Here is an 18,595-nt window from a genome sequence, read left to right as displayed (position 1 = left end):
ATGCTCTCCTCAGGCTTGATGAATGGCGGTGGATGTCTTGTCGCGGCGGAAGAACGCCAGGCGCTCTTCATCCAGGCTCAGGCCCAGGCCCGGCGTTTTCGGCACGTGCAGTTCAAAATCGCGATACACCAGCGGTTCGCTGAGAATGTCTTCGGTCAGCAGCAACGGGCCGAACAGTTCGGTGTCCCACGCCAGCTTGTTCAGGGTGACGAAGGCATGGGCCGAGGCCATGGTGCCCAGGCCACCTTCAAGCATGGTGCCGCCGTACAGGGCAATACCGGCCGCTTCAGCGATGGAGGCGGTGCGCAATACGGCACGTGGGCCACCATTCTTGGCAATTTTCAGGGCGAACACCGAAGCTGCGCCTTCGCGGGCCAGGTTGAACGCATCTTCCACGCATTCGATGGATTCGTCGGCCATGATCGGCGCCGGGCTCATCGCGTTGAGGCGAGCCATGCCGGCGCGGTTGTTGCGCGAGATCGGCTGTTCGATCAGGTCGATGCCGTTGGTGCCGAGGATCCGGCAGGCCCGCAGCGCCACCGCTTCGTCCCAGGCCTGATTGACGTCGACCCGCACGCTGGCGCGGTCGCCCAAGGCCTTCTTGATAGCGATGACGTGGGCCAGGTCGCGGTTGACCTCCCCGGCGCCGATCTTCAGTTTGAAGATGCGGTGGCGACGCAGGTCGAGCATTTTTTCCGCTTCGGCGATGTCCTTCTCGGTGTCGCCGCTGGCCAGGGTCCAGGCCACCGGCAGCGCATCGCGAACACGGCCGCCAAGCAATTCGCTGACCGGCAGGCCGAGGCGTTTGCCCAAGGCGTCGAGCAGTGCGGTTTCAATACCGGATTTGGCGAAGGTGTTGCCACGAATGCTGCGCTCCAGGCGCAACATGGCAGCGTTGACGTTGTTGCTGTCCTGGCCGATCAACAGTGGCGCGAAGTGCGTGTCGATGTTGGTCTTGATGCTGTCCGGGCTTTCATTGCCGTAAGCCAGACCACCGATGGTGGTGGATTCGCCGATGCCTTCGATGCCGTCGGCGCAACGCACGCGGATGATCACCAGGGTCTGGTTCTGCATGGTGTGCATCGCCAGCTTGTGCGGGCGGATGGTCGGCAGATCGACGATGATCGTCTCGATCGACTCAATGGCTGTTGCAAGCATTTCGATACCCGTCAGGTTCTTGAAGTTCTGGAATCGATTCTCGTACGGCTTTTTTCCTGAAGCCAATATAGAATTGGTCTGACTTGATACCTTAAAGGTATGCAACTGATTGACTGGAGGCCCCATGGAACTGCGGCACCTGCGTTACTTCCAGGTATTGGCTCAAACCCTCAACTTCACCCGCGCGGCCGAGTTGCTGCACATCGCCCAGCCGCCCTTGAGTCGGCAAATCCAGCAACTGGAGGACGAACTGGGGGTGATGCTGCTCGAGCGCGGCCGACCGCTGAAGTTGACCGACGCCGGGCGTTTTTTCCACGAGCACTCCACCGCCCTGCTCGAACAACTGAACAAGGTCTGCGACAATACCCGGCGCATCGGGTTGGGTGAGAAAACCTGGCTGGGTATCGGCTTTGCGCCGTCGACACTGTATGGCGTGCTGCCGGAACTGATCCGCCGGTTACGCAGTGGCGAGCCGCTGGAGCTGGAGCTGGGGCTTTCTGAAATGACCACCCTGCAACAGGTGCAGGCGTTGAAGGCCGGGCGCATCGATATCGGTTTCGGCCGAATCCGTATCGACGACCCGGCCATCGTCCAGACCGTGCTCACCGAAGACCGCCTGGTCGCCGCCCTGCCCGCCGGGCATCCGTTGCTCGCAGGGCCCATCAGTTTGCGGGAACTGGCCAAGGAACCCTTTGTGCTGTACCCCGGCAATCCAAGGCCGAGTTACGCCGACCATGTGATTGCCCTGTTCGAGTCCTACGGCGTGAGCATCCACGTCGCGCAATGGACCAACGAGCTGCAAACGGCGATCGGGTTGGTGGGGGCGGGAATCGGCGTCACGCTGGTACCGGCCTCGGTGCAGTTGCTGCACCGCGACGACATCGGCTTCACCCCGCTGCTGGAAGACAACGCCACCTCGCCGATCATTCTCAGCCGACGGGTGGGCGATGTATCGCCGGGGTTGAACCATTGTTTGCGGATGATTGATGAGCTGCTGCCACCAGCAGCGTAAGGCAATAGAACAGGCGATAATCACCTGTGGCGAGGGGGCTTGTCGGATCGCCGCACCGCCCCGTTCGGCGGCGCAGCCGTCGCAAGCTGAGATGGTTTTAGGGCCGCTGCGCGCCCCAACGGGGGCAAGCCCCCTCGCCACAGGTCAGTGTTCACTGGGAACCTGGGTCAGCCCGCAACCCGCCCGGTGAAATTCGCAATGAGTGCGATCCAGTTCTCATTTCTGCAAGCGTCTAACGGGTGTTCCCGCCCCAGATCCAGTTCCAGAACCCCGGCAATTCGACTGGCTGCGAACCGTCACGCACGGTGCGCGCCATGGCCGCCCGCTGTAACGCAGCCTGATCGTCGTAAAACGGCTTGTCGGCGGTTTTCACTCCGGTCTCCCGGGCGCTGTCGAGCAGAATCTGCAGGTATTCGCGGGTATGCCGGGCGGTATAGCGGTTGAGGTCGTGGAAGGTCACCACCACCGGAATCACGCCATCGACCACCGGCAACTCGCTGCGGGCAATGCGTTCGCGAACTTCGGACATCGAGCGCAGCATGTGCGACCGGCGCCGGGGGCTGGCGTTGAAGCCCCAGATCTTGCCGTCATTGGCGCTCAAGTCGGTGAGCAGTACATGCAGGCCATGCTGCTGATAAGCGGCGAAGGTGCGTTTGTCGTAGTTCCAGAATGGCGGGCGCAACAGGGTTGGCGCAGCGCCGGTAATCGTAGCGATGTCGGCGCTGCCATCGGTGAGGGCCTGCTCCAACACCGGTGGGTCAAGGGAGCGATGATTGGTGTGCCGGGGTGTTGCCGTGTGAAAGCCCAGGATATGACCTTCGGCATGTTCACGACGCATGATGTCCCGGCCCAATTCGCTGCCACCGGCTCGCGGAGCGCGGGTTTGCACGAAGAACACGGCCTTGATGTCCGATTGCAGCGGGTTTTGCGCCAGGCTCTCCAATACAGTGACGGTCGGATTCCACCAGCTCGATGCACTGGGGCCGTCATCGAAGGTCAGCAGAAACCGGATGGGGGGTTGCGCCTGCAAACGCTGCTCGGTTCGCGGAGTCATTTCGATGGGTGCGGCGATACAGCCGAACAAACCCACTGCCAGGGCGCACACCGTTAAACACTTGAACAATCGTTTCATCTTTTGCCTTGGGCCAGACCATCACGGTCGATACTTCAATGGGCAAGGATCCTTCGCCCGCTCATCCGTCGTCGGCCCGCATCGAGACGACGGGCCGAGGTTGGATAGGGTACACAGGGTTTGGTTCCGGTGCTTGCCAGGCCCGTTTCGCCACGAGCAACTAAACTCAAAGCTTCGGTCGGAGCGTCTTAACCGGAGTGTCAGGCCATGTGCGGACGACTGTCGCAATACCGTGGAATCCACGACTTCGTAGCGGTGCTGAGCATCCCCGACGCGCTGATCAATCGCGTCGGCAACGAACCCCTGGGGCACTATAACGCCGCCCCCACCACGCAACTCGCCCTACTGCACCTGGAGAACGAGCGGCTGCACGCCGATGCCGTGCGTTGGGGTTGGCGACCGCACTGGGCGACGGATCGCGTGGAGCCGGTCAATGCCCGGGTCGAGAAAGTCGCCCACGGCCCGTACTTTCGGGCGATCTGGCCCCATCGCGCGATCTGCCCGATTGATAACTGGTTCGAATGGGTCGACACCGGCGAGGCCAACAAACAACCGTGGCTGATTCGGCGACGGGACCGCGCCCCGGTTTTCTGCGCGGCCATCGGCCAGTACCCCATCGGTGGAGCGCCCCACAGGGAGCACGACGGTTTCGTCATTCTGACGGCCGACAGCGCGGGCGGCATGCTTGACGTGCATGACCGCCGACCGGTGGTGTTCTCACCCGAACTGGCGCGGGAATGGCTGGACCCGGCCACGCCCAAGGAGCGAGCCGAAGAAATGGCGTTATCCCAGGGTGAGGCCAGCGATGTATTCGAGTGGTACAAGGTCGACAGGGCCGTTGGCAACGTCAGGAACCAGGGCGCCACGCTGATCAAGGAAGTCCCATGAACTGATCAACAGCTGTAGGAGCGAGCTTGCTCGCGATGGAGCCAAGAGCGCTGCGTTTAACCAGTAAACACGCGTTATCGTTGACGACCATCGCGAGCAAGCTCGCTCCTACAGCTGCATTACGCTCAAGGGCGGGGCTTCGTTGTATTCCCGTGCTGCTCAGAACTTGCGGTCAGGCTCTGACAGTTCCTTACCGTCGTCAGGATGCTTCCAGTCCGGTACCGAACGTTTCTGCTGCTCAATCTCTTCTTCCGTGGGTTCGTCTTCATCTTCTTCCGGGTCCGGTTGCTTGGGTTCATTGGCCATGTTCACCTCTCTTCCTGAAGGGATCGGTCATCAACTTAAGCTTAGATCAGTTCCCCTGCCCCGCTCAGAGCCACCAGCGCAGCAAAAAGAAGAAACCCATGCTCAACAGCATGCTGAGCAACGTATTGCGCGTGTAGAGCACCAGCCCGACCGCCACCAGCGAGCTGATCAGATAGGGATTGTCCCAGTGCAGATTCAGCTGTTTTTCCGGCATAAATACAATCGGCCCGCAGATGGCGGTCAACATGCCCGGTACGGCAAACCCGAGGAACTGCCGGGCATTGCTGCTCAAGCGTAGCGGCAGTCGCGGTTCCAGAAAAACATAGCGGTTGAGGAACACCAGCACGCCCATTCCGATAATCACTGCCCAGACCATCATGTGCGTCCACCGTAGAATTTATTGCAGACAAACCCGGCGGTCATGCCCGCCAGCCCCGACAGCACCAGCGCCGAGCCCCATTGCCAGTAGCTGAACAGCACCGAGCAGAACAGCGACACCGCCACGCACACCACGGTCGGCACATTGCGCACCACCGGGGTGATCAGGGCGATGAAGGTCGCCGCGATGGAGAAATCCAGGCCCAGGTGTTCAAGACCGGGAATGCTGCTGCCGAGCACAATGCCCGCCAGGGTGAACAGGTTCCAGGCGATGTAGAACGTCAGGCCCACGCCCAGGGCGTACCAGCGGTTGAACTGCTGTTTGTCGTGCTGGCTGGTCAGGGCGAACAACTCATCGGTGAGCAAGAACCCCAGGCCCGCACGCCAGCGCCCCGGCAATGGCGAAATCACCGAGCGCATGCTCATCCCGTAGAGCAAATGCTGGGAGGTCAGCAGCAGTGTGGTCAGCAAGATCGAAAAAATCCCGGCACCGCCCTTGAGCATGCCGATGGCCACCAGTTGCGCGGCACCGGCAAACACAATGCTCGACAGGCCCTGGCCTTGCAGGGGCGTGAGGTTGGCTTCGATGGCCATGGAACCGGCCAGCAAGCCCCAGGGCGCGGTGGCCAGGGACAACGGCATGATCGCCGCTGCGCCGCGCAAAAAGGCACTGCGCGGCATGATTGAGTTGGACATAACGTTCTACAGACAGGGATAGACCCCAGACTGTGCCAGCAGTCGCGGCCGAAGGCTTGAACAATCTTGCTCACTGATACGTGGCGTGCCATTCATCGGCTGCCCGCTTGATTCGCCAAAGTGCTAGCAACATGATGGCCCTGCATTTTCATCGAGGCAGGCCCTTCATGAGTTCAGTGGAAACCGACAGCGACGTTTATAAAACCCTGCTTGAATCGACCCGGGCGATTCCCTGGCGCATCGACTGGAAAACCATGACGTTCAGCTACATCGGGCCACAGATCGAAGAACTGCTGGGCTGGAAACAGCACAGCTGGGCGTCGGTCAATGACTGGGTCGAGCGCATGCATCCGGATGACCGCGACTACGTGATGGACTTCTGCGTCTCGCAATCGCGCGCCGGTATCGATCACGAGGCCGACTATCGCGCACTCACCGAAAGCGGTGAGTACGTCTGGATCCGCGATGTGGTGCATGTGGTGCGCAAGGACGGCGAAGTCGAGGCGCTGGTAGGTTTCATGTTCGATATCAGCGAGCGCAAGAAAACCGAAGAGCACCTGATCCGCCTGCAAAAGCAGCTTGAAGAGTATTCCTTCCAGGACGGCCTGACCTGCATCGCCAACCGGCGCATGTTCGACACCGTGCTGGAGCGCGAGTGGAACAATGCCCAGCGCACCGGCTTGCCATTGTCGGTGATCGTGCTGGATATCGACTACTTCAAGCAGTACAACGACCATTACGGCCACATCAAGGGTGACGAATGCCTGCGCCGCGTCGCGCAAACCTTGTCCCTGGCGGCGAACCGGCCACGGGATTTCATTGCGCGGATCGGCGGTGAAGAGTTTGTCTGGCTGCTGCCGGAAACCGATGCCGAGTCAGCGCGGCTGGTGGCGCACAAGTGCCTGCACCTGATTCGCCAGCAGCAGATCCCCCATGAATTCTCGAACGTGTCGAAGCTGCTGAGTATCAGCCTCGGCGTCGGCACCACCCTGGCGTCGATGCACGCGACGGCCCTGGAATTCGTCGAACAGGTCGATCATTTGCTGTACAAGGCCAAGCACAATGGCCGAATGCGCGCCGAGTACGCTGATTTTCGTGATTGACAAACGGCGCGCCGGCTTTTAAAACTGAGCGCCTCACTCAGGGTGTAAGCAAGTATGTCCGCAACCTTCAATCTCGACTCTTCCGTCATTGGCTTGATTGCCAAGGCGCAAGGTTGCGTTGCGCACGCCCTCAAATCGAAGAAACAGTCGCTCATGTGACCGGGGCGCGCTGTCCCGTCAGATGAGCTGACAGGACATTGAGCGCGACGGACCACCCTCCCCTTGCTTACTCTCCTTCCATGCCCCTGACGGTGACGAAATCGGTCAACCATCAGGAGAAAGTGCATGTCAGCGTTTCAAGGTATCTGGGTTCCACTGGTCACACCATTCCACAACGGCGCCATCGATTTTGTCGGCTTGCGCCGGCTGGTCAGCCATCTGCTGGAAAAAGGTGTCGACGGACTCATCGTTTGCGGCACCACCGGCGAACCGGCGGCGATGGGCAAGCATGAGCAACTGGCGGTGCTCGATGCGGTGCTGGAACTGGTGCCGGCGCAACAGGTGGTCATGGGCCTGGCCGGTAACAACCTGACCGAGTTGTTGCAGTTCCAGAGCGAGATCCTCAAGCGCCCGGTGGCTGGCCTGCTGGTGCCGGCACCGTATTACATCCGCCCTTCCCAGGCCGGCCTCGAAGCGTTTTTCCGCACGGTCGCCGATGCCTCCAGCGTACCGCTGATTCTCTACGACATCCCATACCGTACCGGCGTGGCCTTCGAACAGGCGATCCTGCTCAACATCGTCGCCCACGAGCGGATCGTCGCCATCAAGGATTGCGGCGGTAATTTTTCCAACACCCTCGCCTTGCTCAACAGCGGCCTTGTCGACGTGCTGTGCGGCGAAGACAACCAGATCTTCAATGCCCTGTGCCTGGGCGCCAAAGGTGCGATTGCCGCGTCGGCGCATGTCCATCCCGAACTGTTCGTACAATTACACCGACAGATCCGCGACAACCAATTGGCCGAGGGCCGCGCTACGTTTTTCCGTTTGCTGCCACTGATCAACAGCCTGTTCCTGGAGCCCAACCCGGCCCCGGTGAAAACCGCACTGGCCCTGCAAGGCTTGATCGGTGACGAACTGCGCGCGCCCATGCAACGCAGCAGTGAACCGATGACCGAGCGTTTGAAGGGTGTGCTCAGCGCATTGGGCCGCGACAATCGATAGAGCAACGGCCAGCGGCCCGAGTAACATGGAGCAATTCGTTCAGCCTTCAGGGGCACCGACATGCTGTACCGAATCGCCGCCGACGGGCTGATGCTGTTTCACTTGCTGTTCATCGTGTTTGTGTTGTTCGGCGGGTTGCTGGTGCTCAAATGGCGCCACCTGATCTGGTGGCACCCGCCGGCCGCGCTGTGGGGTATGGCGGTGGAGTTCTTCCACCTGCCCTGCCCGCTGACCGACTGGGAAAACCTCATGCGTCATGGGGCCGGGCAAAGCGGCTATGGCGCGAGTTTCATCGAGCATTATGTGTGGCTGGTCATCTACCCGGCCGGGCTGACCCCGGCTATTCAACTGTGGCTTGCCGCTGTGGTACTGGTACTCAACGTGCTGGTTTATCTTCGAGTGATCAGGAAGTGGAAGCGCCCCTGAAAGATCGCAGCCTGCGGCAGCTCCTTTTCCAGAGCAAAGAGTTGAATCGGGCGACTAATTTGTAGGAACTGACTCACTCGATAAATGGAAAAGGAGCTGAAAACGCAGGAACAATCCGACTTAACAACCCATCTACAATCGTCAATAGTACCCCCCTATTACGGAAAATTTAAACTGCAAAGGGGGCATCATGAATCGTACGGATCTACTCTCCCTAAAAAATCATATTCACGCGGTCATATCGCAGAGCGAAACAGTCGAAAGTTTATGGGCTACATGCTTTAAAATAATAAAAGAAATGAATTTTGACTATTTCTCCTATCACATCCAGCATCCGACTCCTTTTACAAACCCTAAAGTGCATACTTATGGAAACTACCCACTTGACGCATCAAGCTTCCTTACTAGGAAAAGCTCTCATATAAGCACAGGACATTTTAAGATCACGCCAGAACAGTTAACAATTTTCAATCAAGCACAAAACCATGAAACTTTACACACGATAAAAATAAATGATTCGATTTTCTTTATAACTCAATCCACTCAAAAACCCGAAGGAATAGTAGAACATTTTTTATTAGCAAGAACACATTATGAAATCGACCACCATGAGCTAAAAATATCACGCGCATTAATGAAAACCATTGCAGAAGAAACTTACAGAAAACTACTCAATTTAAACAACACCACTTCACAGACAATATTTTTATCGCCCAGAGAGAAAGAAATACTGCTCTGGGGCGCAGACGGAAAAACCTCAGAAGAAATCGCAATAATTCTCGGCCTATCGCAAGACGCAATAAATTTTCACCACAAGAAAATACAAAAAAAGTTAAATACGACCAACCGCGCACAAGCCATTGCCCATGCAATAGTTAAAGGCTACATATAGAACACAACACACCGGACAAATATCACAGCAAAAAACATCAAATAAGGACCGAATTGTCAGATTATCAATGAATGGTTGCTCCGGCACTCAGGTTCAATATCGTTCCAGTCATTGCGGTGCATTGCTCAAGAAAAAACACGGCCTGTGCAACCTCTTCAGGCTTTACCCAGCGCTTGAGTGCCGTGTTTTTTGCGGTTAGGGCGATCAACTCTGTCACATCAGTGCCCGTTTGGGTCGATCTTGTTTGCAGGCTCTTTTCTTCCCCGGGTGTCATGACATCACCAGGAGCAATGCAGTTGACCCTGATCGTCTGGCCACACTCCCAAGCCAAGGGCCCAATAATGGCGTGCAATGCGCCTTTGGCGGCAGTGTAAAGGGTGTTGCCTGTGTGCTTTGCACCTGGCAAAGCCGCCTGTGAGCCGATGAAAATGATATGTCCTTCCCTTTGCTCCTCCTGCCAACGGCGTATTGCCAGTCGTGCCAATAAGATAGGACTGAATACATTCAGCGCAAAGATCGCCTGCAGCCCGGGTAACCGAGAGTTGACGAACTCATCATCAACACAGGCCCCTGCATTTAAAACGAGCAAATCGGGTATGCCTTTGATTCTTTCAGCCGTTTGCCAAACCTGTTCGATTTTTTTTGTTTGATAAAGATCGCAGACAACATCACCGCCACCCCGCTGCAAGGTAACAACTGCATATCCTGCCTCCCTGAGCGAGTCAGCAATAGCCCGACCAATGCCGTAGCAGGCGCCCGTCACCCATGCTGTTTTACTCTCCAGCGCCTTCATCGAGGGTCTCCATGTCATACCCTAATACAGCAGAAGCGATTCTCTGCGCTTCAACGAAAGGTGTGGACTTGCCATCTATCGTAGGGACATACCAGTTGTAGTAGGTGCTGCCTTCGGTCAGGACCCCTGTAATGAACAAATGCTCTTGTGCCACGCCATACAACGATACTGCTTTTGATTCAGCATTCACGGCAATTCCTGGTGTCGCGAGCCAATCAGTGTGACGTGCATGAATACGCCCGCCGTCAACCAGTGCGCCCAACAACACAGATGTGTTGTTCTTCAGCGTCGGTTGAGAGGTATAGCCTTGCAGAAGTTGGTCGAGATCAAAGGATACCGGGGTGTCAAATACGGTTGACTGCACATTCCAGCAGTGTTTCTTTGGCGCCCATTGCAACTCGGGAGCGGGACCGAGCGGCGTTGAAACAATTCCCGCGTCGATCAACATCAACAACTCGTCCTGGCGGTCATGCTGCGGGCCTATTGCATTACGGTTAATTGCAGAAGCAAAGTGGTTGTAGAACCAACTATGGGAGGATGGCGTCAGCCCCCCGTAATTCACAACAGTCCTGATGGCATCCCGTGCATTCATCAAGACTTCAACTGCACGCTTCACGGCGCTTCCGGATAGCCCCAAATGAGCCTCACAAAGGTCCTGTTTTACGAACTCAACGACCGCAGCACTGTATTCCTGACTGTTTTTTTGCGACATCTCAGGCCAAAGTAAGCCATTCATCAACTCCATGGCGGCCTGCGCCGGCACTTCCCGATCCAGCATGACTCGTGCAACATCCTGGGCGAGCAGCGGATAAATTTCCGTCATGAAGTTGATCGCTGCCTGCCCCCGCTGCTTGCGCAACGCCAGTGCGGCTTGCTTATTGAACTGGAGCGTCGGAGCAAAGACCGCGCGACCATCATCGACAGGACGTGCCCGTGAGGGTAGTCCGCTACGAGAGAAAAGGATGATATTTGGCTCGTTACCTGACGGTTTATAGACGCCATCGGCAAAAATCCCCCCCCTGCCCCGGGTCAATTCAGCGATAGCATCCATGGCCGTCAAACCAAAACCTTGTATTCCGACAGTGCTGCCTGCCGGAATATTCAGGCTACTGAGTTCGGCGGTGTAGATATCAGCGATCATCTCTTGGCCGTTGGCCACTGGAAGCATATGACCGATAGCAACCACTACATGGTCACTGACAATTTTGCGCTGCGTAAGCAAACAGGTGACTTCTTTCTGCCCGGCCTGTTGTACATCGATAGCCTCGTCATCAATGTATTCCACTTGGCAATTCACCGGACAACGCTCCAACAAGCGCTGATACAGTTCATGGCAGTAAGCTCCAAACAGGCGTCTGGGTACGTAAGCGCCGGTATCCGCCGCGATCCCTTTTTGATTCAGCCAGGGCAAGAAATCAACAAACGTGCCTTTGAGCAATGATGTCTGAAATCCCCCCCCGGGGATCAAGGTCAGTAAGCCTGCCACTGTGTTCAGAAGAAACCTGTCAGAGAGGGACTGCTCATGAACGCCCTGCCCCGGCACGCCTTTATTAACGACAACGATCTGTACCTGCTGCTCCGGCTGTTGCGCGGCCAGCGACAAAATACGCTCCAGCACGCAAAGCCCTCGAGGACCCAGCCCGATAATGGTAATACTCACGGCTTTCATGGCATGTGACCTTGTGAATGACATTAAAACGCGTCGGATGTCGGTGCCTGGCGCTCGGAGAGAACCTTATGCGGCTGAGCAACCAGTGTTCTCAAGGCCTGAGCAATTCTTTGCGCTGCGCCAGCGCCTCCCAGCAAAACCCAGTTTGGCAGCGTAATGTGATGACGCCTTGCTGATTCAGCTTGGGGCAGTTGGTAACGCGTCGGCTCGAAATCGCCCTTATTGCTAAAGTTCTTTATTCGCGGGCTCGAGAGTGGGTTGTACAGCGTGAACTTATTCATCGGCTGATAAAGCGGGCTGACTTGAACATTCAACTCTTCGGTCATGGCCAGGGCCAAGGCGTCTATCGTGCATCCAGGGAAGTACTTTTCGAGCCCTACTTTCATTACCAGGTTGTAATAGGTACACCGTGTATTACGTGGATCACGTCGCAAGAAGGTGACGAAGTCCTCCTCACCTTTGAACAAAACCTGCAAGGTCTCTGCGCACTCTTCACGTTGCGCATTCTGCCGATCCAGGTGCTGCAGCCGGTCAAGCAATATGGCGGATTGAAATTCCGTCAGGCAAAAATTCTGCCCTTGTACCGTTCCTCGCTCTACCAGCTCCAAACGTCTCTCTTCAGGCGTCCCCGAAAACAGCCGGCCGTCAGCCCTCAATTGCTCAAGCTTCTCCGCCAGTACGGGATCCGATGTCACAACGGCTCCCCCTTCTCCTGAGGTCAGCACCTTGGCTTGTTGCATGCTGAAACATCCCAGGGCGCCAAATGTACCTACCTTGCGGCCACGCCACATTGCCCCGTGAGCCTGCGAGCAATCCTCAATAAGCGGGATTTTGTAACGCTCGCAAATGTCCACGAACGAGTCGATGTCCGCCGTTCGGCAGTAGGCATGTACAAGCAAGATCGCCTTTGTTTTCGAGTTAATCCGTGCTTCGGCCGCTTGCGGTGACATCGCCATGGACTCGGGATCAATATCAACCAGCACCGGGACTGCGCCCACGCTGCAGGTTGCGGAAGCGCAGGCCACCCAAGTCAGGCCGGGGATCAATACTTCGTCGCCCGCCCCTATGCCCAATGCCAGAAGCGAAATCGTCAGCGCAGAGGTTCCGCTAGTGACAGGCGTGCAATACCGAGTACCACAGTACTCGGCAAAAGCCCTTGCAAATCGTCGCTCATAGGCCTCTTGGCCGCTATAAGCTCCACTTATCGTCCACCGTGTCGACTTCAGCACCTCAGTAATGACTTTCAGAGTATCGCTGTCATGGGAAGGCCATTTTGGCCAAACGTGCGTTGTCACAGGTGTGTTGGAGCCAATTGAAGTTGTTGTATCGGTAATAGGAATACTCATGACTTTTCCTAATGATGGGTTATGGCCTGGTTAAAAGAAATGGCTCAAGAAATGAGATCCCAAAAAGGTTCGGAGCGATCGGACTTTCCAAGTGTGGTATGGGCGCGGTTGGTGCAGTTGGTACACATCTCGCAAGCACCTTTACGATTACCGATTTCCAACTCTCCTCGAATACGCGAGTAGTCATCACTGTTCCAAATCTCGGCAATGGACTGGTCGCATATATTGCCCATGACATGACTTCGATAGGCGTCCTCGTAACACAGGACAACATCTCCAGTGATCGTAACGATCAACATTTCCGTAGGTGCAAAACATCGTTGAGAGATATCCAGTTCCGTGGCCTTTGGCAGTTCCGCCATTTTTCCGCCACGATTGGTCAGCACCAGATCGTCTGAGAACTGGACAACTTGTTTGGGCCTGGGCGGGTGTGATTTTCCGCTGTGGGAAGTGATAACAATCATTTGCATGCCGGCATCGACCAGCGAGTCATACCGCTGCTGAGTAAGAAGATCCCCGTTTGTAAACAGTACAGGGCGGTATTTTGGAACCGCCTGTAAAATACGCCTGACGACACACTCCAAACCTTTATGTATTAGCGGTTCATTATAAAAATGAAAGGAAATTCTCCCGTCGAAATCTATTTCCTCCAACCGGAGAATAAACGACGACAGCACGTTCTCCTGAATTAATCTGGGCACCTGAGGGAAAGGCATAATCGACACAGGGCAATAGCTGCATTTTCGATTACACCGCGAATTTATTTCTATTTCAACGTTCAAAAGTCTCATAAAACCTCGCTTCGTAATTTTCAAATGACAGCGTTCACTATTGTTTTCAGCGGTGCTTCATCCTTTGACGATAGTTTCAATAGTGCGGCAGATTGCCAATGCATGTTTATGGTCAATAGCCGGGGAGCACAACATTTCAATACCGACCGGTAACGCATCTGGGCCCGTCACGGAGAAATTCATTGCAACTGTTTCAGCACAGCTGGAGACCGAAACATGGCGGGCCAGTGCCAGATGATCAGCTGAAAATTCATTTCGACTATTTATCGCAGGTGCTGCTATTCCGACGGTGGGATGTATCAGCACCTGGCATTTGCTTCTATTGAAATAATCGACAACGTCTTGCTTTATTTCCCCCGCGACCGCCTGAGCGCGCTCATACACGGGTAGACTAGGCCTGCCTGGTGGAAAAGCCAGTGCCTTGATTCTATTGGCTACCGAGGTATCACGACTTTCAAGTAGTTCTTCCAGTGACGCGGGCCCCTGTGATCGAGAACCGAGATAAGAGTTAAACGCTTCTAACAACTCATGGTTGACGATCGTTGCTAATGCATGAGCTGCCAACTCGAATGAGGCAGGTACCTCTTGCATGACAATATGGGCACCCGCGGCGGAAAGTTTAAATATTGCCTCGTGCATGCTCTCTTCAATACTCGGCGTCAATGCCGCCAGAGAAAAGTTTGCCGCAACGGCAATATGCAAATCGATAGGCTCTACGGCGGGTAACTCCTGGTACTCATGGATGAGACTGTCCAGCAACGAGATATCGTCAAGGGTATTCGCGATCAGCCCTAACCGATCGTAACCGGAGGACGTCAGCGGACAAACTCCATCCGTGGCAAACCCCGGGCAAGGCGCTCGATAAGCAGAAACGCCACAGAATGCCGCCGGGATACGTAGCGAACCCACTGTATCTTCGCCGACGGCGAAATAGACAGCACCGCCTGCTACTCCTGCTGCGCATCCACCGCTGCTCCCACCCGGAGAGTGATGAGGGTACGCAGGATTAACCACCTGCCCGAAGTAGGGGTTATCGGATGACCAGCCATAACTCATTTCATCCAGATTAGCTTTGCCGATACAAATGGCACCCAGGGATCTCAAGCGGCCAATAAGTGAATTATCAGCTGGCGGGTAATTGTTGTTCAGGACTAGAGTACCGTTAGTTGTCGGAAACCCTGCCACGTCAATACTATCCTTGACGATATAACTTATGCCGGAAAGTATTCCGTCTCGACGTTTCAATTCTGCACGGCCAGAAAAGTCACTTTCCGGAGCAGCAGATATCCGATTGACAAAGACGTGATAGTTGTCCACCCAGTCGCTGTCTTTATAAAACGGATGCGACGCATCCATTTTGATTGACGCCGATTGCTCCAACGCTTGACGCAGATTTTTCTTGCTAAGCATCTGCTGCACCCTCTGATATTTACCCTTGCGTACCGGAAAGACATGAGCGCAGAAAAGCGATATCGGCGTTCAGCCCATCCATGGAAAGTTTGGAGTAGTCATTTTCAAGGATGTAGGCTTCACAAAACCCCAGTTTCTCTATTCGTTCAATAATGGCAGCAACACGTCCTTCACCCTGCCCTAAAAGGGCATTACCATAACCAGGCAGTACACCATCCTTGACATGAACCTGGGAGAATAAATAGGGATGAACTGAAGAAATAATGTCTTCAACTGAATGCCCCCAGCGGACTGGATTAAAAATATCCAGAAGCACCCTGAAATTGGGTTCACCAACCTGCCCCACCAGCGCTAACTGTTTTTCCGCCGACAAACTGTTTTCGCTGGCAATCAAGACTTTGTGTTGTTGCGCCGATTGACACAACTCTTTGAAGAATACTGCCGTTTCGGCAAGGTCATCAGCCCCAACTATTTCATTTTTATTGAAGCTCGGGATATAAATGGCAGATATATCCAAAAATTCTGCTACATGGAAAACATGTAGGCAAAACTCAAAAAACTCAGTTTGGAATTTTTTCCCGGCATAACTATTCAGGCCAAAGTCCTCAACCAGATTCAATCCTAGGGCACTGATTTTCTGACGACTATCGCTACACCCCAGACATTGACGCAGCTGTTGCTCATTGCCGACACGACACGCCCTCAACATACGCATCTGGGACAGCGTCTGGATGCCCACGTGCATCATCATTCCATCAGGCAAAGTGCCAGGCAGGCCAGATTCGGGCAAGCTCCAGGCTGCGCAACCTACGTTAGTCATCGTAGGATTCCAGGTAAGTAACCGCCTGCTGCAACTGCCCGCAAGAAAGCTCACGCCAGTGTTCAATATAAGCAACCGTGCCAATCGTTACAGGGATAACCAGGTTCAGCGCTCCGGCACGATGCGCAACGATCGCCGCCAAGGATTCATACAGGGCTGCTGTCTCGACCTCTGCGGGGACAGTCACTCTCAAGCCTGCACTTTTCAGCGCATTAACAATGACATGGCAGGTATCCCACGCCAGCAGATTGCGTTGGGCACTGATAACGGCAGATACGGCAATGTCGATAGCCACGGCTTCACCATGACTCACTTTATAGTTAGTCGCCGATTCAATATGAGGGCTAAAGGTATGACCAAAGTCGACATACCGCTGATAACTATCAAGCTCATACAAATTCTCAGACAATTCCGTCAGCATGCCAGCCACAGAGCGGTCAATAACCTCCCAGCCTATTGCGCTTTGGAGTTTCTCCTCATTCATGTGAGCCGAGACGCTGACCAGTTGCCTGAAAAGTTTTGCATCCTTGATGATGGCTATTTTGATCGCTTCCGCAAAACCGGCTCTTAAATGCTCTACGGCGAGGGTCTTTAAAAAACAAGGGCAAACAAAGGTATACTCCGCCGGGTAAAATGCCCCCAAGACACTTTTTTTACCATCATAGTTAATTCCGTTCTTTATGCCGACCGAGGCATCAATCATGCCAATGAATGTAGTCGGAACCTTTATGCACTTTACACCGCGCCTGTATATCGAAGCTGCAAACCCGACAATGTCCAGGCATACGCCGCCACCGACGGCAATAATCTGGCCATTTCTTGGCAAGCTGACGTCCTTCGCCAGGCGACACACTTCCAGCGACATCTCAATTTCTTTATTTTCCTCGGTTACGGCAAGCTCAAAAAAATTGACACGCTCTCCTCCTTTCAACTGAGAGAATTTTCTGCGAATGGCTTCTCCATACAGAGCATTTACGGTCGGAGTGTAAATAACCATGACAGAGGCGGTGTCGACGATAGATTCCAGCAAGCCAGAGCTTTCTGAAAATATATTGTCAGAAAGAAAAATCTTGTACTCCCTTAATAGAGTGGTACTAATTGCATAACGATTGTCGCCCTGCTTTAGCTCAGATACTGAATGCCACCTATTTGAAAAGCTCATTAAGTTACTCATGATCTACGCCCCTCTTTATTCATTAACAACGTATCAAATCCCAGCGAAGTGGCGGCTACAGGCTCTGGTGCAACCTGCACAAGTCGCTTTATGACAAGTTTCACCGCACAACTACTGACTATCGCCTGAGATAGAAAAGCAAAGTTCGAGAGCAAGCATAACCATTGAAGGGTGACTTTGTTCAGACTGACCAGAAATAACAAGGGGAAAGCAAATATTGCCAGGCGAGTACAAATAGCCAGCAACGACCAGGCCGTTCGCCCGGACGCCTGTAATATCGAGCCATTGATATGTATCAGGCCCGATATCACAAAGTTCAACGAAATGCACGTCAGAAAATAGGCGGCCTTACCTTCTACATGGCTGTCGCTGGAAAAAAAAGACACCATGACACTTCCCCACAAAAAGCACCCTGCCGTCAAGCACAGCATAGTACTCACTACCATCGTCAACGAAACAACATATATTTTTTTGACTTTGCCAATATCGTTGGCGCCAAAACAGTATGCAGCTACTGGAACGCATCCATAAGCAACCGAAACGGATGGAATAAAAAGTGCCTGGATTAACATTAACCCAATCCCGACTGCCGCCTGCACTTGCGCGCCCAGTTTTGCAGCTGCCCAATACATCAGTCCGGTGTACACATAAATCACAAACGTTTCCAAGCCAGCTGGCAGGCCGACTGAGATGATTCGTCGTGCGATAACGCTCTCCCAGCAAAACGCTATTCTCGGCTGTGCAAAATGACGATAGCGAACAACCGCTCTATATAGGATGATCACCGCTGCAACCGAGGTTGCCAGGGTTGTAGCCATTCCTGCGCCTAACGTGCCAAGCCCGGTGATACCCGGTACACCGAAGATCAGTAACGGCGCCAAAACCAGGTTGATTGGAACGGAAATGCATTGAGCAACCAAGGGCCCATAGGGCTCGCCAGCTGCACGCAGCCCGAACGTTGTCACAGTGATAATAATTTGCAGCGCTAATCCAGGCATATAGCCATACAAATAGGATTCACCCATCTTTTGTGCGGCCTCACCTGAGGCAAACCCTGACATGGCGCGCCCGCCGCCCATATAACCCGCAACGACAACACATACACCGCAAGCGATAGCCATCAGCCCTGCATGAATAAAAACCGTACGCGCCTGTGCATACTTCCCTGCCCCCAACGCCTGGCCAATCAAGGACACAGCACCTATCCCCAGTAGTTGGCCAAACATGCCGGTAAGCAAAGCAGCGGTGGCTGTAGAGGTGACCCCTGCTATGGCATCAGCGCCCAACCGACTGACAAAAAACAAATCAATAACCAGATATAAGGATTGAATAACGATTCCCACCCCAATGGGAATTGACATGTGCGAAATGCTCTTTGCGACCCTTATATAATCAGCAAGCATAGCCTCTCACTCTAACGGAATTACAGCACTACGCGGG

19 protein-coding genes are annotated in these 18,595 nt (G+C 54.5%); 6 read left to right on the top strand and 13 right to left on the bottom strand.

All coding sequences use genetic code 11. The features are described 5' to 3' along the window. Positions 1–9: 9 nt before the first annotated feature. Entirely contained in the window at positions 10–1,158 is a 1,149-nt protein-coding gene (locus tag AC1Q6Y_RS25030; RefSeq protein ID WP_174245512.1) for a muconate cycloisomerase family protein, read from the bottom strand. 124 nt (positions 1,159–1,282) lie between these two features. On the opposite strand from AC1Q6Y_RS25030, the gene AC1Q6Y_RS25025 reads away from it, so the two are divergent. Then, positions 1,283–2,170 (top strand): LysR family transcriptional regulator, encoded by an 888-nt coding sequence (locus AC1Q6Y_RS25025; protein WP_057715474.1) that lies wholly within the window; start codon positions 1,283–1,285, stop codon positions 2,168–2,170. A gap of 232 nt (positions 2,171–2,402) precedes the next feature. On the opposite strand, the gene AC1Q6Y_RS25020 is transcribed toward AC1Q6Y_RS25025, so the two are convergent. Beyond that, positions 2,403–3,302 (bottom strand): polysaccharide deacetylase family protein, encoded by a 900-nt coding sequence (locus AC1Q6Y_RS25020; RefSeq protein ID WP_492625384.1) that lies wholly within the window; start codon positions 3,300–3,302, stop codon positions 2,403–2,405. Positions 3,303–3,509: 207 nt separating this feature from the next. Between AC1Q6Y_RS25020 and AC1Q6Y_RS25015 the strand changes: the two genes are divergently transcribed. Next, a complete protein-coding gene (locus AC1Q6Y_RS25015) occupies positions 3,510–4,190 on the top strand; it encodes an SOS response-associated peptidase family protein (protein ID WP_090454732.1) in 681 nt (226 codons plus the stop codon). A gap of 159 nt (positions 4,191–4,349) precedes the next feature. Here AC1Q6Y_RS25015 and AC1Q6Y_RS25010 read toward each other — a convergent pair whose 3' ends face one another. The 3 genes from AC1Q6Y_RS25010 to AC1Q6Y_RS25000 form a co-directional block, all read right to left on the bottom strand. After that, positions 4,350–4,496: a hypothetical protein gene (locus AC1Q6Y_RS25010; protein ID WP_167362858.1), complete on the bottom strand. Its 147-nt coding sequence runs from the start codon at positions 4,494–4,496 to the stop codon at positions 4,350–4,352. Positions 4,497–4,560: 64 nt separating this feature from the next. Next, positions 4,561–4,872, bottom strand: coding sequence for an AzlD domain-containing protein (locus tag AC1Q6Y_RS25005; RefSeq protein ID WP_167362889.1), 312 nt, complete (start codon positions 4,870–4,872; stop codon positions 4,561–4,563). After that, positions 4,872–5,570, bottom strand: a complete 699-nt coding sequence (locus AC1Q6Y_RS25000) for an AzlC family ABC transporter permease (protein ID WP_007978998.1) — start codon at positions 5,568–5,570, stop codon at positions 4,872–4,874. The genes AC1Q6Y_RS25005 and AC1Q6Y_RS25000 overlap by 1 nt, the downstream gene beginning before the upstream one ends. Positions 5,571–5,737: 167 nt before the next feature. Here AC1Q6Y_RS25000 and AC1Q6Y_RS24995 point away from each other — a divergent pair, with 167 nt between their 5' ends. The 4 genes from AC1Q6Y_RS24995 (at position 5,738) to AC1Q6Y_RS24980 (ending at position 9,152) form a co-directional block, all read left to right on the top strand. Then, entirely contained in the window at positions 5,738–6,673 is a 936-nt protein-coding gene (locus AC1Q6Y_RS24995) for a diguanylate cyclase (RefSeq protein ID WP_492625383.1), read from the top strand. 285 nt (positions 6,674–6,958) lie between these two features. Beyond that, positions 6,959–7,834, top strand: a complete 876-nt coding sequence (gene dapA / locus AC1Q6Y_RS24990) for a 4-hydroxy-tetrahydrodipicolinate synthase (protein ID WP_492625382.1) — start codon at positions 6,959–6,961, stop codon at positions 7,832–7,834. Positions 7,835–7,894: 60 nt separating this feature from the next. Next, positions 7,895–8,260 carry a DUF2784 domain-containing protein gene (locus AC1Q6Y_RS24985; RefSeq protein WP_492625381.1) on the top strand — a complete coding sequence of 122 codons (366 nt, stop codon included), beginning with the start codon at positions 7,895–7,897 and terminating at the stop codon, positions 8,258–8,260. A gap of 190 nt (positions 8,261–8,450) precedes the next feature. Further along, entirely contained in the window at positions 8,451–9,152 is a 702-nt protein-coding gene (locus AC1Q6Y_RS24980) for a LuxR C-terminal-related transcriptional regulator (RefSeq protein WP_492625380.1), read from the top strand. Positions 9,153–9,216: 64 nt separating this feature from the next. Here AC1Q6Y_RS24980 and AC1Q6Y_RS24975 read toward each other — a convergent pair whose 3' ends face one another. From AC1Q6Y_RS24975 to AC1Q6Y_RS24940, 8 genes are read right to left on the bottom strand one after another with little or no spacing between them, the layout of a single operon-like run. Beyond that, complete coding sequence (locus tag AC1Q6Y_RS24975) at positions 9,217–9,945, bottom strand: SDR family NAD(P)-dependent oxidoreductase (RefSeq protein ID WP_492625379.1); 729 nt, start codon at positions 9,943–9,945, stop codon at positions 9,217–9,219. Next, positions 9,926–11,614 (bottom strand): FAD/NAD(P)-binding protein, encoded by a 1,689-nt coding sequence (locus tag AC1Q6Y_RS24970; RefSeq protein WP_492625378.1) that lies wholly within the window; start codon positions 11,612–11,614, stop codon positions 9,926–9,928. Before AC1Q6Y_RS24970 ends, AC1Q6Y_RS24975 begins: the two co-directional genes overlap by 20 nt. Before the next feature lie 23 nt (positions 11,615–11,637). After that, a complete protein-coding gene (locus tag AC1Q6Y_RS24965; protein WP_492625377.1) occupies positions 11,638–12,960 on the bottom strand; it encodes a DegT/DnrJ/EryC1/StrS family aminotransferase in 1,323 nt (440 codons plus the stop codon). Between the two features lie 44 nt (positions 12,961–13,004). Next, on the bottom strand, positions 13,005–13,751 hold the full coding sequence (locus AC1Q6Y_RS24960) for a radical SAM/SPASM domain-containing protein (RefSeq protein WP_492625376.1): 747 nt from the start codon (positions 13,749–13,751) through the stop codon (positions 13,005–13,007). A 57-nt stretch (positions 13,752–13,808) separates the two neighbouring features. Then, a complete protein-coding gene (locus AC1Q6Y_RS24955; protein WP_492625375.1) occupies positions 13,809–15,161 on the bottom strand; it encodes an amidase family protein in 1,353 nt (450 codons plus the stop codon). A gap of 19 nt (positions 15,162–15,180) precedes the next feature. Further along, entirely contained in the window at positions 15,181–15,981 is an 801-nt protein-coding gene (locus AC1Q6Y_RS24950) for a sugar phosphate isomerase/epimerase family protein (RefSeq protein WP_492625374.1), read from the bottom strand. Further along, entirely contained in the window at positions 15,974–17,155 is a 1,182-nt protein-coding gene (locus tag AC1Q6Y_RS24945; protein ID WP_492625373.1) for a 3-dehydroquinate synthase family protein, read from the bottom strand. Before AC1Q6Y_RS24945 ends, AC1Q6Y_RS24950 begins: the two co-directional genes overlap by 8 nt. Further along, positions 17,152–18,516: an MATE family efflux transporter gene (locus AC1Q6Y_RS24940; RefSeq protein WP_492625372.1), complete on the bottom strand. Its 1,365-nt coding sequence runs from the start codon at positions 18,514–18,516 to the stop codon at positions 17,152–17,154. The genes AC1Q6Y_RS24945 and AC1Q6Y_RS24940 overlap by 4 nt, the downstream gene beginning before the upstream one ends. Between the last annotated feature and the right edge of the window lie 79 nt (positions 18,517–18,595).

The sequence above is a fragment of the Pseudomonas sp. GW823-FHT06E10 genome (assembly GCF_058794995.1).
Note: the sequence above shows the minus strand (reverse complement) of the source record. Positions and strands in the feature narration are given on the sequence as shown.

Excerpts from the sequence above, each read along its gene's own strand:
- AC1Q6Y_RS25030 (WP_174245512.1), bottom strand. The coding sequence starts at position 1,158 with ATGCTTGCAACAGCCATTGAGTCGATCGAGACGATCATCGTCGATCTG.
- AC1Q6Y_RS25025 (WP_057715474.1), top strand. The coding sequence starts at position 1,283 with ATGGAACTGCGGCACCTGCGTTACTTCCAGGTATTGGCTCAAACCCTC.
- AC1Q6Y_RS25020 (WP_492625384.1), bottom strand. The coding sequence starts at position 3,302 with ATGAAACGATTGTTCAAGTGTTTAACGGTGTGCGCCCTGGCAGTGGGT.
- AC1Q6Y_RS25015 (WP_090454732.1), top strand. The coding sequence starts at position 3,510 with ATGTGCGGACGACTGTCGCAATACCGTGGAATCCACGACTTCGTAGCG.
- AC1Q6Y_RS25010 (WP_167362858.1), bottom strand. The coding sequence starts at position 4,496 with ATGGCCAATGAACCCAAGCAACCGGACCCGGAAGAAGATGAAGACGAA.
- AC1Q6Y_RS25005 (WP_167362889.1), bottom strand. The coding sequence starts at position 4,872 with ATGGTCTGGGCAGTGATTATCGGAATGGGCGTGCTGGTGTTCCTCAAC.
- AC1Q6Y_RS25000 (WP_007978998.1), bottom strand. The coding sequence starts at position 5,570 with ATGTCCAACTCAATCATGCCGCGCAGTGCCTTTTTGCGCGGCGCAGCG.
- AC1Q6Y_RS24995 (WP_492625383.1), top strand. The coding sequence starts at position 5,738 with ATGAGTTCAGTGGAAACCGACAGCGACGTTTATAAAACCCTGCTTGAA.
- dapA (WP_492625382.1), top strand. The coding sequence starts at position 6,959 with ATGTCAGCGTTTCAAGGTATCTGGGTTCCACTGGTCACACCATTCCAC.
- AC1Q6Y_RS24985 (WP_492625381.1), top strand. The coding sequence starts at position 7,895 with ATGCTGTACCGAATCGCCGCCGACGGGCTGATGCTGTTTCACTTGCTG.
- AC1Q6Y_RS24980 (WP_492625380.1), top strand. The coding sequence starts at position 8,451 with ATGAATCGTACGGATCTACTCTCCCTAAAAAATCATATTCACGCGGTC.
- AC1Q6Y_RS24975 (WP_492625379.1), bottom strand. The coding sequence starts at position 9,945 with ATGAAGGCGCTGGAGAGTAAAACAGCATGGGTGACGGGCGCCTGCTAC.
- AC1Q6Y_RS24970 (WP_492625378.1), bottom strand. The coding sequence starts at position 11,614 with ATGAAAGCCGTGAGTATTACCATTATCGGGCTGGGTCCTCGAGGGCTT.
- AC1Q6Y_RS24965 (WP_492625377.1), bottom strand. The coding sequence starts at position 12,960 with ATGAGTATTCCTATTACCGATACAACAACTTCAATTGGCTCCAACACA.
- AC1Q6Y_RS24960 (WP_492625376.1), bottom strand. The coding sequence starts at position 13,751 with ATGAGACTTTTGAACGTTGAAATAGAAATAAATTCGCGGTGTAATCGA.
- AC1Q6Y_RS24955 (WP_492625375.1), bottom strand. The coding sequence starts at position 15,161 with ATGCTTAGCAAGAAAAATCTGCGTCAAGCGTTGGAGCAATCGGCGTCA.
- AC1Q6Y_RS24950 (WP_492625374.1), bottom strand. The coding sequence starts at position 15,981 with ATGACTAACGTAGGTTGCGCAGCCTGGAGCTTGCCCGAATCTGGCCTG.
- AC1Q6Y_RS24945 (WP_492625373.1), bottom strand. The coding sequence starts at position 17,155 with ATGAGTAACTTAATGAGCTTTTCAAATAGGTGGCATTCAGTATCTGAG.
- AC1Q6Y_RS24940 (WP_492625372.1), bottom strand. The coding sequence starts at position 18,516 with ATGTCAATTCCCATTGGGGTGGGAATCGTTATTCAATCCTTATATCTG.